Raw genomic sequence first — 14,796 nt, forward strand, 5'->3', positions numbered from 1 at the left:
TCACGTCACCATGGCGGCATCGCTCAGTCCGACAGCTTCTTCGATTTCTACCGCGACCACTCGAGAGACGCCCTTTTCCTGCATGGTGACGCCTATCAACTGCTGTGCCATTTCCATGGTGATTTTATTGTGACTGATAAAGACAAATTGAGTCTGACGCGACATTTTCCGCACCAAGTTGCAGAAGCGTTCGGTATTGGTGTCGTCCAGGGGTGCATCCACCTCATCCAACAGGCAAAAAGGTGCTGGATTGAGCTGAAACAGCGAGAAAACCAACGCCAGCGCAGTTAGCGCTTTCTCACCGCCAGACAGCAAATGGATGGAACTATTTTTCTTGCCCGGCGGCTGGGCAAAAATTTGTATGCCTGCGTCCAGTATCTCCTCTCCCCTCAATATCAACTTCGCTTGCCCACCGGCGAACATCGTGGGAAAAATTTCATCGAGATGGCTATTGACCTTATCGACCGTCTCCAGCAGGCGTTCACGGGTTTCCCGGTCTATCCGGCGAATCGCGTTTTTAAGCGTCTCGGAGGCTTCTTCCAGGTCCTGGGATTGTGAGTCCAGATAGGTCTTCCGCGCCTGGCAGGATTGCAATTCGTCGAGGGCGGCAGGATTGACCGCACCCAGGGCGGCTATTTCCGCATTCAGATGATTGATCTCGGTCTGCAAAGCCGAGGGCCGCGTTTTTCCAAGAGATTGTATCAACTCCTCTTCTAAGCCCCCTGATTCCCGTAATTGCTCGCCGAACCGGTCCTCGGTAATGCGCGCCTCTTGTTCCTTGAGTCGCACCTGGCTGATAGCTTCGCGCAAGGGCGACAATTTTTGTTCGGAAGTCATGCGCGCCTGCTCTATCTCGCGCAATTCCCGTGTCACATCTTCGAGAGCATTGCGGACCGCCGCCAATACGTGTTCGCGTTGTTCGCGCAGCGTCAACCGCTCCTGAAGCAGACTATTCAGTTGCATTTCATCAAATTCACCTTGCTCGGCTTGCAGTTTTTCCAGATGCGCCTTGAGCTCAAAGACACTCTCGTCGATGATGCGAATGGAATTCTCCGTCTCCACGATTTTATCCTGGCAGTTTTTTTCATGAAATGCCGCTTCCTGCATTTCCCTTGCGGCTTTCTGCGCCAGTTGACGTTGTGCGTTGAGGAACTGTTCCGCTGCCTGCTGCGCCAGTTTTTGTTTTTGCACCTGATCCTGCAGAATCCCGATCTGAACTTGATATCCGGTGAGCTTTGTTTCAGCATCCTGCTTCCGGGAACCTTCTGCAGCCCCCTGCTGCTCGATTTCCGCCAGTTCGCCATCAATCTGCTTGCGGCGCTGACCAGTGCGCTCAGCCAGTTGAGTAAGTTTCAGCGTCTGCATTTGTGCGTCGTGATGCTGTTGCTGGAGTTGGATGCTGTCGTAGCGCAAGCCGGATACGGAGGATTCAAGCGCTTGACACGCTTCTTCCGCCGTTTCCATTGCGGATCTCTCGACCGAGAGGCTTCCCCTCAGCGCATCCACTTCAACTTTAATCTGGGCAATCTCGCGTTGCCGCGCAAGTACTCCATGCAACTGGGAATCGGGAGCATAATAGGTAAGGCTGTGACACGTAATAATATGTCCTTCCCGAGTCACCAGCATTTCACTGGACGAAAGTCCTGTTCGCTGCGAAAGACCGGCCTGCACGCTCTCAGCCACAAAAACATCGCTCAACCATTCATCCAGCACAGATTTTGTTCCTGCATTATGACAGACCAGATAAGAGTGCAGCGTTTTCCAGCTTTCCCTGACCTGCGGCTTGTCTCCGGCCGGCTTGCCTTCCGCTCCTTCTATCTCCTGGATACCTTGCGTCCCCTGAGCTTCCGGCCTGGCCGACTCGAACAGGGCGCACTTTCCGGGAGGCGGATCATCAGCCCACTCGTGCGCAACTTCCAATTGCTCAAGCTGTGCGCTATTCAGGCGCTCGCGCAGAACTGCTTCAAGCGCGTCTTCCCATCCCTTCTCAATCTGAATGCCTTGCCACAAACGCGGTGAAACGTCCAGTTGACGCTTGACCAGCCACGCATTCAATCCTTCACTGTCTTCGAGCCGAGCCTGCAAGCGCTGCAGTGCATTGAGCCGCGCTTCCGCCTGGATAACCTGTTGCTCCAGCATTCGTACTTTACGCCCAACCTCTCCCTTCACTTCCTCAGCGTTCAGCAACAGGTCTTCAGTTTCCGCGAGCATTTCCTTTTTGTGTTTCAGGTCGGCCGCCGTAATTTCCGTCTGCCGGTTTAACCGCGACAACTCTTCGATTTCCGGCTGCCGCAACGCATCGCGCTCGGTCAGCAACCGTATGCGGCGAGATTCGAGCTGTTGAAGGTTTTTTTTCGCGTGGGCGCGGTGGCTTTCTTCCAGTTGTCCGGCCTGCTCAACCAGCAGCAGGCTGCGCTGTGTTTCAGTCAGTTTTTCCTGGCACGAGCGAAAAGCGGAGTCTGCCAGGGGCAGTTTCTCATTCTCCGCAGCAGCCTTTTCTTTGCCGGCTTCTCGAACCAGGCATGCCTGTTCAAGTTCACCCTGCCAGCCGTTCAAGCTGTCAGCCGCATCCTCCGCTTGTTTCTTCTTCTGCTCAAGCTGATTCCTCGTTGTCATGATTTGCTGCGCGATACGCTGGCGGTTCTCGCGCATATGCCTGATTTGCTGTTCGGTTTGAGCCACCTCTGCGTTGGCTGCATAGAGCTCGCCCTGCGCCTGATGCAAGCGGTCGCTCGTGGCATAATGCTGGGCACGCTTTTCTTCAAGGTATTTTTCGGCTCGGCGCAGACTCGTGGTTTCTGCTTCCAGCGCAGTTTGCAGCGATTGAAGCTCTTTCTCCGCAAGCACTCGCTGTAGAGCGGCTTCCTGTTTGCGAGCACACCATAATAAATTTTGCACCCTGTGCAGTTGGCCTTCCATGTCCTTGAACCGGGAGGCAATCTTGGCCTGTTGTTCCAGTCGTATCAACTGCTTTTCCAGTTCCCGGCAAATATCGTTCACCCGCAACAGATTTTCGCGGGTATCGGCCAGACGCGATTCGGTTTCGCGACGGCGCTCGCGGTATCTGGAAATGCCGGCAGCCTCCTCCAGAAATACGCGCAGCTCTTCCGGTTTTGCTTCAATAATACGTGAGATCATCCCCTGCTCGATTATGGCGTAGCCACGTCCGCCTATGCCCGTACCAAGAAATATATCCGCAATATCCCGGCGTCGCACATGAATATTATTGATGTGGTAGGTTGACTCGCCATCCCGACGCAACACCCTCTTGATGCAAATCTCCGCGTAGCTCGACCATTGACCTGCCGCCCTGCCGAGACTGTTGTCAAACATCAACTCCACGCTTGCCCGGCCAATGGGTTTACGATTCGCCGAGCCGTTAAAAATCACGTCCTGCATGGACTCGCCTCGTAATGCAGATGCCCGCGATTCGCCCAGAACCCAGCGTACCGCGTCAATCACGTTGGATTTACCGCAGCCGTTGGGACCGACAACCCCGATCAAGTCTCCCGGAAGAGGGATCTCGGTGGGATCAACAAAGGATTTGAAACCGGCGAGTTTGATGTGAGAGAGACGCAATTTGTGGTTCGCAACCAGTTATAATTGTACAGCTTGAAGGGACGGGGCCGAAGAGAGGCCTCCAAGTCTTCCGAAAGGTATTCTGCATCATTCGGAAACGGACGTATCGGACGTATCCGCAGACCATTCTAACCGATTTGACCGAGATAAGAGAAATGCCCAGCAGCCCCACAAAAGACCTGGAAATTTTCGCCAATCCGGCGACAGGGCGGGATTACCATATTCATATGGAAATTCCCGAGTTTACCTGCCTGTGCCCGAAAACCGGGCAACCTGATTTCGCTACCCTGATTCTGGATTACATTCCGGACAGGAAATGCGTCGAGCTCAAAAGCCTCAAGCTCTACATCTGGTCTTACCGGAACGAGGAAACATTTCATGAAGCCGTAACCAACCGCATTGTCGATGATCTTGTTGCTGTCTTGAAGCCTAGATACCTTCGTCTTACCGCCAAATTTTACGTGCGCGGCGGCATTTTCACCAATGTAGTTGTTGAACATCGGAAACCGGGTTGGAACCCGCCGCCGGCAGTGGATCTGGTCAGATTCGAGAGCCAGTCCGCGACGCGCGGATAAATTTATAAACTTATGTTTGACTGGCCCATGTATGAGGCTAGCCTCAGCCGCAAGGCCCGGTAAGCCGGTCGGCTGGTTCTTCAATTTAATCTGATTACATAATACGCAAGGAAAACGAAACGTCAGCGCGCTTTTTGTTGCGACTCATGGGGAGATACGAGTATTGATTTTTTTTCAATCTTGACCTTTCCAGATCCGGCCTCAACGGACACGGTTATCTATTGATATTTTAAGTGAATCACAAGGATGAAAAAAAAAAGATTCACGGTAATCCTGATTATCGGCCTGATGCTGATGAACGCAAATTTCGTATTACAAGCAGCTGAACCTGCGGAATCCGTTCACCATGCGGTTATTGAACTTGTACCGCGAGAGATGCGAAACGCAGCGGATACGCTTTCCATCACAGAAAGCGACGCAGTAATTCGCATTGAAAGCGATGGCGCGACACCCACCGCCGAAAGCAATGCTGTAATCCCCACCGTTGAAAGCGATGCCACCGATGCCCACATGCCCCTTGCTGGCACGACCAGTTCCGCCAGCAACCTTTCTGCCGCCCCCATCGATCTGTGGGAACGCATACGCAAGGGCTTTACCATGGCGGAACTGGACAGCGAGGAGGTACGCAATAGTGAGGATTTTTACGCCAGTCATCCGGAATACATAAAGCGTGTTGTAGAACGCGGCAAGCGGTACCTCTTTCATATCGTCGAAGAGGTGGAGCGCCGCGGCATGCCTGCCGAAATTGCCCTGCTACCCATTATTGAAAGCGCTTTCAACCCTAAAGCCTACTCCAGTCGCCACGCCTCGGGGATCTGGCAATTCAGTCCCTCTACCGGCAGGAATTATGGCTTGAAGCAGAACTGGTGGTACGACGACCGGAGAGACATAATCGCCGCCACCAACGCCGCACTGGATTATCTGGAAAGTCTCCATGGCATGTTCGACGACTGGGAATTGGTATTTGCATCGTATAACTGGGGAGAAGGTGCGGTAGGGCGCTCGCTCATGAAGAACCGTAGCAAAGGATTGCCGGCGGATTTCCGCAATATCAGCTTGCCGCCCGAAACCCAGAGCTTTGTTTCGAGGGTAATCGCGATAAGGAATATCATATCGAATCCCGCGGCATTCGGCATTGAACTTGAGTCCGTGCCGAACGAGCCTTATTTCGAGATAGTCCCGGTAACTCGCCATATCGATATAAAACTGGCGGCAAAACTCGCGGGGATCTCAGTCGACGAATTTAAAGCGCTCAATCCCGCGCACAACCGGCCAGTCGTCAATACGGACGGTTCCCGCACCCTCCTGTTTCCCGCAGATAAAGTAGAGATTTTTACGGCGAATCTGAAAAATCACGACAAACCTCTGGTGTCATGGCGAGCCTATCGGGCGAAAAAAGGAGAGACCGTCGAAAAAATTTCAGCGCGATACGGAATCAGTGTGGGCCGACTGCAGGAAGTAAACGACATTGACAAGAACACCATGATAATGCCGGGGCAGACTTTACTGGTTCCGCATAATGGAAGTGCCGGAGGTGAGGATATCTCCATTATGAGCAATAAACCCGCGACGCTGAAATTGCCGGAACACAGCTTCGTCTATGCGGTTCAAAAAGGCGATTCGCTATTCCGGATCGCCAAACGCCACGGGGTTACCGCAGCGCAAATAAAATCATGGAATGGCAGTACGAACCGGCTACTCATCGGCCAGAAACTCATACTCAAGCATCATCCTGCAGACAAAACAACCGCACCCTCCCCAGAGTCTCCAGAGGGAGGCACTGCCATGATGCCGGAAAAGAAACGTATGTAATACGTTCCTTCATAAATGACGGGACGCATCCATGTGTGGCTCAATGACTGCCCGGGCTAAGAGGAATGTGACAGGTTTCGAGGAGCCACGACAGCATGGGCAGTTTGCGCCGCCGCTTCTGGGTTACGACAGACGGCCCATCCTCCCACTCTGGTAATCCGAGATCGCCTGTCTGATTTCATCCGCGTTATTCATAACGAAGGGACCACTGCCGACGATCGGCTCATCGATCGGCTCACCGCTAAGCAGCAATGCAGTGGCGTCTTGCGCACTGTCGATACAAATCCGGTCACCCGACCTCTCAAACAGGCCGACCTCCGCCGTACCGATAACGTCAGAACCATTCACATGAACCGAACCTTTGAGCACCGCCAGTATCGTGTTGTAACCCTCGGGAACAGGGAGGCAGAACGGCTGCTCGCCCGTCAGATGAAGATCCCATACGTTGATGGGTGTAAACGTTCGTGCCGGTCCCTTGACGCCGTCATACTCACCCGCAATGATGCGGACGCTCCCATTATCTCCGGGAAGGCTTAGCGCGGGAATCTGGTTATTCAAAATGCCCTGATAGCGGGGAGGCGACATCTTTTCCTTCGCGGGCAGATTGACCCATAGCTGCACCATTTCAAGAACACCGCCACGCTCCGCAAAATCGCGCCCGTGAAATTCTTCATGAACCAGGCCGGACGCCGCGGTCATCCACTGGACATCCCCGGGACCGATTCTGCCGCCGCTGCCCGAACTGTCGCGATGCTCCACCTCGCCGCTATAGACAATGGTTACGGTCTCAAAACCGCGGTGCGGATGCTCGCCAACACCGAGCCGCTTTCTGGTGGGCGGAAATTCCAAGGGGCCCGCATAATCGAGAAGCAAAAAAGGACTGATCATCGGGCCCAGGTTCGAATAGGCGAAGAGTGACCGCACGGGAAAGCCGTCGCCAACCCAATGGGAGCCCTCACTGCGTTGCGTGCGCAGCAGTTTTTTGGTTGATTTACCAGCTGTCATATTCGGTTGCGCCATAATTTTCTCCACTATATTCTCAAGCTCGACGGATTATTAAGCGTTAGTGAGCAGCAGACCTGGAAAAGACGTTCAGGACAACCACTCCGGCAATGATAAGCGCCAGACCGGCGATAGCGGGAACATCGAGCGCTTGCCCAAAAACGAGCCAGGCAATAAGCGTAACAAGCACGATACCGACGCCAGACCAGATAGCGTATGCGATTCCCACCGGGATTGTGCGCAAGGTAAGAGACAGGAAAAAGAAGGCAGCAGCGTAACCCGCTACCACGACAAGTGACGGCCACAGCTGCGTGAAACCGTTACTCGACTTCAACGCTGAAGTCGCCACGACCTCACTGACAATTGCGATAGAAAGGAAAAGCCACTGGTTCATTGCGGGGTTCCTGACTGGATTGTCACTTGAAGAGCTGACGCTCATTCATCAGAGGGAATAATACTTGAAGTGCCGGCGATAGCAACCCTTGACCATCGAATGTTTCATGCGCGGCACAATGCCGTATGTACGCCACCGTACCGACATATTTCATTTTATAATTAAAATCCAGGGGTTTCGGCGTAATATACACATGCATTGCTCACGTTTCTTATGGTTTGCCAGCGCGGATCTTTTGGAACTGAAATTAAAGCGTTCTTGCTCCCTGGTGGCATCTGGCGGAGATATTGTTTTCATGCCCGGGCTTCTCTGACTAATGGGCGGATGAGTGATCGCAAGTCGAAGGAAATTCAGAAAAATCAAATAAAAGATATCCATGGCAAAAAATACCGAAAACAGGGTTCCTGCCCAAAGCAATGCTCATTCAAGCATTAACGTTAAAGAAATGAGAAATGTTTTGCGATTTTTTTCAATCATTGCAGCCGTCTTATTTTGTATACCCGCTGCTCATGCCACGGTACCGGATGATTCTTACATTGCCGGTTATGCCGCTGGTGTTCTCAAAGGTTTAAAGATCGACATTCCATCATTGGTCGTGCGAAATGGCACTATTACCGTTCCCTCAAAGAAATTACCGGAGGAAGACCGGGCCAGGGTTGTACGGATATTGTCAGAGATTCCCGGCGTTACCGCGGTAAACATAGCAGACGGCACTGTTCAGCCGTCCGCAGCCGCTCCTTCAGCGCCGGATACCGCTGCCAAAGCCCCCGATGTCCCTGCTACTACCACCGCGGCAGCCCCGGATGAAGCAATCACCAAGGAGGGTGTTCCTGCAGACGACTCGACAGTGCTTGCGACAGGTATGCTGCCCGAGGGCCATCTATTCAAACCCTTGCTGGCCGATCCGCGGTGGGCCCATTTCTCCGCGGCTTATCGCAACTATATAGGGAACAATGTTGATGGAAATAACAATGGCTCCGTCAGCTTCGGCGAAACCATACCGTTCTATCGCGGCAATTTCGGGCAATCCACGGTGCAATGGGAAGCAGGCCTTCAGGCTGCGGTCTTCAGTGACTTCAATCTCGACGCACCCTCCTCCGATCTGATCAATTCGGATTTTATAGCGTCGGCTTACGGGAGTGTGCGGGCAGGTCAGTTATCTGCTTTTGGCCGGGTCTTCCATCAGAGCTCGCATCTGGGGGACGAGTTTTTGTTGCGGAGCATAACCAGCCTGGAGCGTATAAATCTCAGCTATGAGGGCGCCGATCTCAGGCTTTCTTATGAACTTCCATACGGCATACGCGTGTATGGCGGGGGAGGGGGTCTCTTTCACAAGCGTCCCTCGGAAATCAAACCGTGGTTAGTACAATATGGTATGGAATTCCGAAGCCCGTGGCGGATCGAGGTTGTATCAATGCGACCTATTCTCGCGGTTGATTTCAAAAATCATGAACAAAACAATTGGAACACTGACGTGTCCGCGAGAGCGGGGTTTCAGCTAGACCGTCTTCAAGCGTTCGGGCGCAAGCTTCAGTTCCTTGTCGAATACTTTAACGGAAATTCTCCCACGGGCCAGTTCTATAGAGAGAAGGTCGAATATCTCGGCATTGGGGCGCACTATCATTTTTAATCCCCTGGAGCTTTTTAATCCCTTCAAGCCGCTGGTTACACTGGACTTTATCCTCTTTCAAGCGCATTACTCCCGGCTCTGAACAGAACCTGATCATTGCTTGAGGCGTTATACTAGGAACAATTAGGTTTCGCGTCTAGCGCATGCTCAACACCACCACTCGCAACTATCCGCGTCATGCTGTCGACAGATTGATTCGACACGGCTTGCATCCCGTGCTGGCTCGTGTCTATGCTGCTCGCGGTATCGAAGAGCCGGATCAACTCGAGGTGGATTGGTCTCGACTGATCCCGTTCGAACGTCTGAAGAATGTTTCCCTGATGGCGCGGTTTCTAGCCGATGCAATTTTGGCGCGGAAACGTCTGCTGATCGTGGCGGATTATGATTCAGATGGCGCCACCGCTTGTGCGGTCGGCATGCGCGCACTGAGAAAATTCGGTGCAATAGTGGATTATCTTGTTCCGAATCGCTTCGAATACGGTTATGGGCTCACGCCGGAGATCGTACGGCTTGCCGCCGCTGCCGCAGCCCCGCCGGAAATACTGATCACGGTAGATAATGGCATAGCCAGCGTCGAAGGCGTGGCTGAAGCCAATCGTCTCGGCATGCAAGTGCTTGTTACCGACCATCACCTGCCTGCGGACGAGCTGCCAGATGCCGCCGTGATTGTAAATCCCAATCAGCCTGGCTGCGATTTTCCCAGCAAGCATCTCGCCGGGGTCGGCGTAATGTTTTATCTGATGCTGGCGCTACGAGCGGAATTGCGGGCCAAGGGCGTCTTTGATTTCCCCCAGAGAGAACCCAATCTTGCCAGTCTGCTTGATCTGGTGGCGCTGGGTACTGTGGCCGATGTAGTAAAACTCGATGACAACAATCGGCTTCTAGTACACCAGGGGTTGCAGCGTATCCGCAAGGGGCGCGGCTGCGCGGGCATCAACGCGCTACTGCAATTTGCGAAACGGGACTTCCGGCGAGTATCCGCCTATGAGCTGGGGTTCATGCTGGGACCAAGATTGAATGCAGCCGGACGGCTCGACGATATGGCGCTGGGCATCGAGTGCCTCATTACGGACGATGAATACCACGCTTCGCGAATCGCGCTGCGGCTCGATTCGCTTAACCGAAAGCGCCAGGAAATCGAGGCGGACATGCAGGACAGCGCGATGATCATGCTGGAACGTATCTTTTCATCGCCCTCCATACCCTGTATAACCCATACACAACATCCTATCCCAAAAGAACCGGATAACCATAGCCTGAGTCTGTTCGACGCGAGTTGGCACCAGGGCGTGATAGGCATACTTGCTTCGCGCATAAAGGACAAGTTCCACCGGCCCGTGATCGCTTTTGCGCCTGGCGCCAACGGAGAATTGAAGGGGTCTGGCAGGTCCATTCCCGGATTTCACCTGCGCGATTCACTCGATATCATTTCAAAACGCTACCCCCGCCTTTTGCTCAAATTCGGGGGGCATGCGGCTGCGGCCGGATTGACTATACGGGACTGCGACTTCGAGAAATTTCGTGATGCTTTCGAGCAAACCGCGCAGTCGTTGCTCGGGCCGGCTGATCTGAAGCGCATCATCGAAACAGACGGCGATCTGGATGAATCCGAAATGAATCTGGAGCTGGCGCGGTGTCTTGCGGAACAGGTATGGGGACAGGGTTTTTCGCAGCCCACCTTCAGTACCCGCTTTCGTGTGGAAGATCAACGTGTGGTGGGACAAAAGCATCTGAAATTAAAGCTGAGGAAGCAGGAATCCAGAATTGAAATTTACAGTCGACAAAAACCGGAACCCGTGTATGACGCCATGCTGTTCTCCCGCACAATTCCTCTTCCAGAAGTGATAGACGCCATTTATCGATTGCAGGTAAACGAGTTCAACGGCAGCCCTACCTTGCAATTCATCCTGGAGCATTGGTTGCAGCCTGATATCTGATGTCCCCGCCATGCGTATGTAATCCATCGCAGTGAAGGGACGCTCTCTATTATTGCGATGTATGGAAATACTGCTGCTAGTCGCCGAACTTGTCTTCCTGCCCTTTGTATATCTGCCCCCGCCACACTTCTACTTATATTGGTAAACCCGGACTTATTCAGAGATTCGCCGGAGACTGACATATAATGTCCCTCTTTTTACGTGGAGCGTGCCTTTATTGTTCGCAGTTCCATTGGATTCCATTGCATTGAATAATAGTATCCAGAGGTCATTCAAGCTGACCATTCCATCACCCGGTTCAACGATCCGCTATGGCCGTTTCCACGGTTCCGGTGATGCGCTTGCTCTGGCACAACTCGCACAGGAAACAAGACCTGTCACGATCGTGACGGCAAGCGCGCTTTCCGCGCAAAGACTTCTGGAAGAAATTCCTTTCTTTGCACCCGGATTGAAAACCCGTCTGCTACCGGATTGGGAGACACTGCCCTACGACACCTTTTCACCTCATCAGGATCTGGTCTCTGAACGGCTAGCCACGCTGTATCAGCTCATGAGCGGCGACTGCGATGTACTGATCGCACCTGTCACCACTGCCTTATACCGCATGCCTCCGCGAGAATATCTCGCCGCGCACACTTTTTTTCTAAAACAGGGAGAAACGCTTGATCTGAACGCACTACGAAACCAAATGACTTTGGCGGGTTACAGCCATGTAACACAGGTGCTCTCGCCGGGAGAATACAGTGTGCGTGGCGGACTGGTCGATCTGTTCCCGATGGGGAGTCCGCTGCCCTATCGCATCGATTTATTGGATAACGAAATCGAAACCATTCGTACTTTTGACGTGGATACGCAGAGAAGCGTCTATCCCGTCGCCGAGATACGGTTGTTGCCCGCACGTGAATTTCCGCTCGACGAAGAAGGTCGCACTCGTTTTCGAGGCAGTTTCCGCGAGAAGTTCGAAGGCGATCCGTCAAAAAGCCGTATCTATAAAGATATAAGCAAAGGCGCGGTACCGGCCGGTATCGAATACTACCTGCCGCTTTTTTTTGAGCAGACCGCAACACTTTTCGACTACTTGCCACGGACAACGCTGCTATGCCTGCACCATGAAATTTACCCGGCAGTAGAAAACTTCTGGCGCGACACCCAATCACGCTATCAGTTGCTACGCGGTGACAATGATCGTCCATTGCTGCCACCGGGAGAATTATTTGTTACAACCGAGGGTTTCTTCGGCGCGCTGAAACCCTATCCACGCATCGAGATCCAAAACGACTCTCAGAGCTCGAAGGCCGAGACTCAAAATTTGACCCGCTCACTGCCACCCCTTCAGATTGACAGGCGCGCTGACAATCCGGCGGAGAAGCTTGATGCGTTTATCGCAAAATTCACCTCTGAATACGGGCCCTCCGGCGGGCGAACATTGCTTCTGGCAGAAAGCCTCGGCAGGCGAGAACTGATTGCCGAACATCTGAAGCAGTATGGACTATACCCGGACATTTGCGATGATTACGCGCAATTCCGGGCAAGCCTCAAACCTTTCATGCTTGGCGTGGCCCCGCTGCACAATGGTTTCATATTCGCAGGTGAGGGAACGGCCTTCATTACCGAGAGTGAGCTATACGCCAGACATCTGCACGGCCGCCGTGAACGCGATTCGCGAAAAACTACCGCAGTGGCGGATGCAATGCTGCGGGATTTATCCGAGATCAAGCCGGGAGATCCGGTGGTGCATGAGCAACACGGTATCGGTCGCTACCTTGGGCTGGTAAGCATGGACCTTGGCGAAGGCGCAACGGAATTTTTATCGCTTGAGTACGCTGGCGGAGATAAATTATACGTGCCGGTCTCTCAACTGCATCTTATCGGTCGATACAGCGGAGCCGAACCGGAAGCCGCGCCCCTGCATAAACTCGGCAGCGGTCAATGGGATAAAGCCAAACGGAAAGCAATGCAGCAGGTACGCGATACCGCGGCGGAACTGTTGAACCTTTATGCTCAGCGTACCGCCCGTGCGGGCCATGCATTCAGCCTCCGGCAACATGACTACGAGGCCTTTGTCGAAGGATTCGGCTTCGAGGAAACACCCGATCAGGCCGCCGCCATCGATGCGGTAATCGAGGATCTGGGTTCTGCCAAGCCGATGGATCGTCTTATCTGCGGCGACGTAGGTTTCGGCAAGACCGAGGTGGCGTTGAGGGCAGCCTTTATCGCCGTCGCCGATGGCAGACAGGTAGCGGTACTGGTACCCACCACGCTGCTGGCTGAACAGCATTTTCAGAATTTTTCTGATCGCTTTAGCCTGGTCGCGGACGAATGGCCGATAAAAATTGCAGAGCTGTCGCGTTTCCGTTCAGCCAGGGAACAAACCCAGGCCCTGGCAGGGCTGGCCAATGGGCAGATAGACATTGTCATTGGCACGCATAAACTGATCCAGAAAGGCGTCAAATTCAAGAACCTGGGATTGGTCATTATTGATGAGGAGCACCGCTTTGGCGTGCGCCATAAGGAACAACTGAAAAGCCTGCGTTCCGAGGTAGATGTATTGACCCTTACCGCTACACCTATTCCTCGCACCCTCGCCATGTCGCTGGAAGGGCTGCGCGATTTTTCCGTGATCGCTACTGCCCCGCAGCGGCGGCTCGCCATTAAAACCTTTGTCACCCGTTTTTCCGAGGGCATTATTCGCGAGGCATGTTTGCGCGAATTGAAACGCGGCGGGCAGATATATTTTCTGCACAACGAGGTGGGCACAATTCAGCCGATGCATGACAAGCTCGCCCGGCTATTGCCGGAGGCGCGCATAAACATTGCTCATGGCCAAATGCGTGAACGCGAACTGGAGCATGTGATGAAGGATTTTTATCAGCAGCGTTTCAATCTGCTGCTATGCACAACCATTATCGAGACCGGCATTGACGTTCCCACTGCCAATACCATCATCATCAACCGGGCAGATAAATTCGGTCTGGCTCAATTGCACCAGTTGCGCGGACGGGTAGGCCGTTCTCACCATCAGGCGTACGCATATTTGCTGGTACCGGAAGAAGAAGCGCTCGGCACACAGGCCAGAAAGCGTCTGGATGCTATTCAAACAATGGAAGAACTCGGAGCCGGCTTTTACCTGGCCATGCACGATCTGGAAATCCGCGGGGCGGGCGAAGTGCTGGGCGAATCGCAAAGCGGGGAGATGCAGGAAATCGGCTTCAATCTCTACTCCACCATGCTTGATGCGGCGGTCCAGTCATTGAAAGAGGGTAAGGAACCCGATATCGAACATCCGCTGGGGGTCGCCACCGAAATCAACCTGCATGTTCCCGCCTTGTTGCCGGATGACTATTGCAGCGACGTACATGAGCGACTGGTATTGTATAAGCGCATGGCTAATTGCACAAGCGACGAACAGCTGGACGATATTCAGATTGAATTGACAGACCGCTTCGGGCTCTTGCCGGATCCCGTGAGAGCATTGCTGGACTGTCACCGGTTGCGTATTGCAGCGATGCCATTGGGAATTACTCGCATAGAGGCTGCTTCTGACTCCATACAGGTGCAATTCATTCCCAACCCGCCGGTTGACGCTGCAAGAATCGTCGCGCTACTCCAGCTCAGCCGCGACTACCAGCTCTCCGGTCCCGACCGCCTGAAAATACATACGCGGATTTCGGGCGTCGGAGAGCGGGTGACGCGAATAAAGAGCCTGATCACCGAGTTGAGCGCATAAAAAGTCAGTTGGGTGAGCCTGCCCTACATTGGCGTGGTTCAGTATTATGCATTCGTACGTGTATCGGTTCGTGCGGTTTTTGCTGTCCCTGAAAAAATTCCACGTTCAATCGCTGTTTTTCAGGATAATCATCCTGAATT

General features: G+C 53.3%; 8 protein-coding genes. 5 read left to right on the forward strand and 3 right to left on the reverse strand.

Features of this window, described 5'->3' with window-relative positions:
- Positions 1-3,579 (reverse strand): chromosome segregation protein SMC, encoded by a 3,579-nt coding sequence (gene smc, locus BMX66_RS11720; RefSeq protein WP_090882385.1) that lies wholly within the window; start codon positions 3,577-3,579, stop codon positions 1-3.
- A 155-nt stretch (positions 3,580-3,734) separates the two neighbouring features.
- Here smc and queF point away from each other — a divergent pair, with 155 nt between their 5' ends.
- Both queF and BMX66_RS11730 read left to right on the forward strand, forming a co-directional pair.
- Positions 3,735-4,154, forward strand: a complete 420-nt coding sequence (queF, locus tag BMX66_RS11725) for a preQ(1) synthase (RefSeq protein ID WP_090882387.1) — start codon at positions 3,735-3,737, stop codon at positions 4,152-4,154.
- A gap of 246 nt (positions 4,155-4,400) precedes the next feature.
- The gene (locus BMX66_RS11730) at positions 4,401-5,966 is read left to right on the forward strand and encodes a LysM peptidoglycan-binding domain-containing protein (RefSeq protein ID WP_090882389.1); all 1,566 of its coding nucleotides are present in this window, start codon (positions 4,401-4,403) and stop codon (positions 5,964-5,966) included.
- 123 nt (positions 5,967-6,089) lie between these two features.
- Here BMX66_RS11730 and BMX66_RS11735 read toward each other — a convergent pair whose 3' ends face one another.
- Positions 6,090-6,986, reverse strand: coding sequence for a pirin family protein (locus BMX66_RS11735; RefSeq protein WP_369826986.1), 897 nt, complete (start codon positions 6,984-6,986; stop codon positions 6,090-6,092).
- A 43-nt stretch (positions 6,987-7,029) separates the two neighbouring features.
- Positions 7,030-7,362, reverse strand: a complete 333-nt coding sequence (locus tag BMX66_RS11740; RefSeq protein ID WP_090882391.1) for an SMR family transporter — start codon at positions 7,360-7,362, stop codon at positions 7,030-7,032.
- A gap of 457 nt (positions 7,363-7,819) precedes the next feature.
- Here BMX66_RS11740 and BMX66_RS11745 point away from each other — a divergent pair, with 457 nt between their 5' ends.
- The 3 genes from BMX66_RS11745 to mfd all read left to right on the forward strand — a co-directional run bounded on the left by BMX66_RS11745 (position 7,820) and on the right by mfd (position 14,656).
- The gene (locus BMX66_RS11745) at positions 7,820-8,992 is read left to right on the forward strand and encodes a DUF1207 domain-containing protein (protein ID WP_255398931.1); all 1,173 of its coding nucleotides are present in this window, start codon (positions 7,820-7,822) and stop codon (positions 8,990-8,992) included.
- A gap of 143 nt (positions 8,993-9,135) precedes the next feature.
- On the forward strand, positions 9,136-10,929 hold the full coding sequence (gene recJ / locus BMX66_RS11750; protein WP_090882394.1) for a single-stranded-DNA-specific exonuclease RecJ: 1,794 nt from the start codon (positions 9,136-9,138) through the stop codon (positions 10,927-10,929).
- A gap of 247 nt (positions 10,930-11,176) precedes the next feature.
- On the forward strand, positions 11,177-14,656 hold the full coding sequence (gene mfd / locus BMX66_RS11755) for a transcription-repair coupling factor (protein ID WP_255398932.1): 3,480 nt from the start codon (positions 11,177-11,179) through the stop codon (positions 14,654-14,656).
- The last annotated feature ends 140 nt before the right edge of the window (positions 14,657-14,796 follow it).

The organism is Nitrosovibrio sp. Nv6 (assembly GCF_900110495.1).
Lineage (GTDB): Bacteria > Pseudomonadota > Gammaproteobacteria > Burkholderiales > Nitrosomonadaceae > Nitrosospira.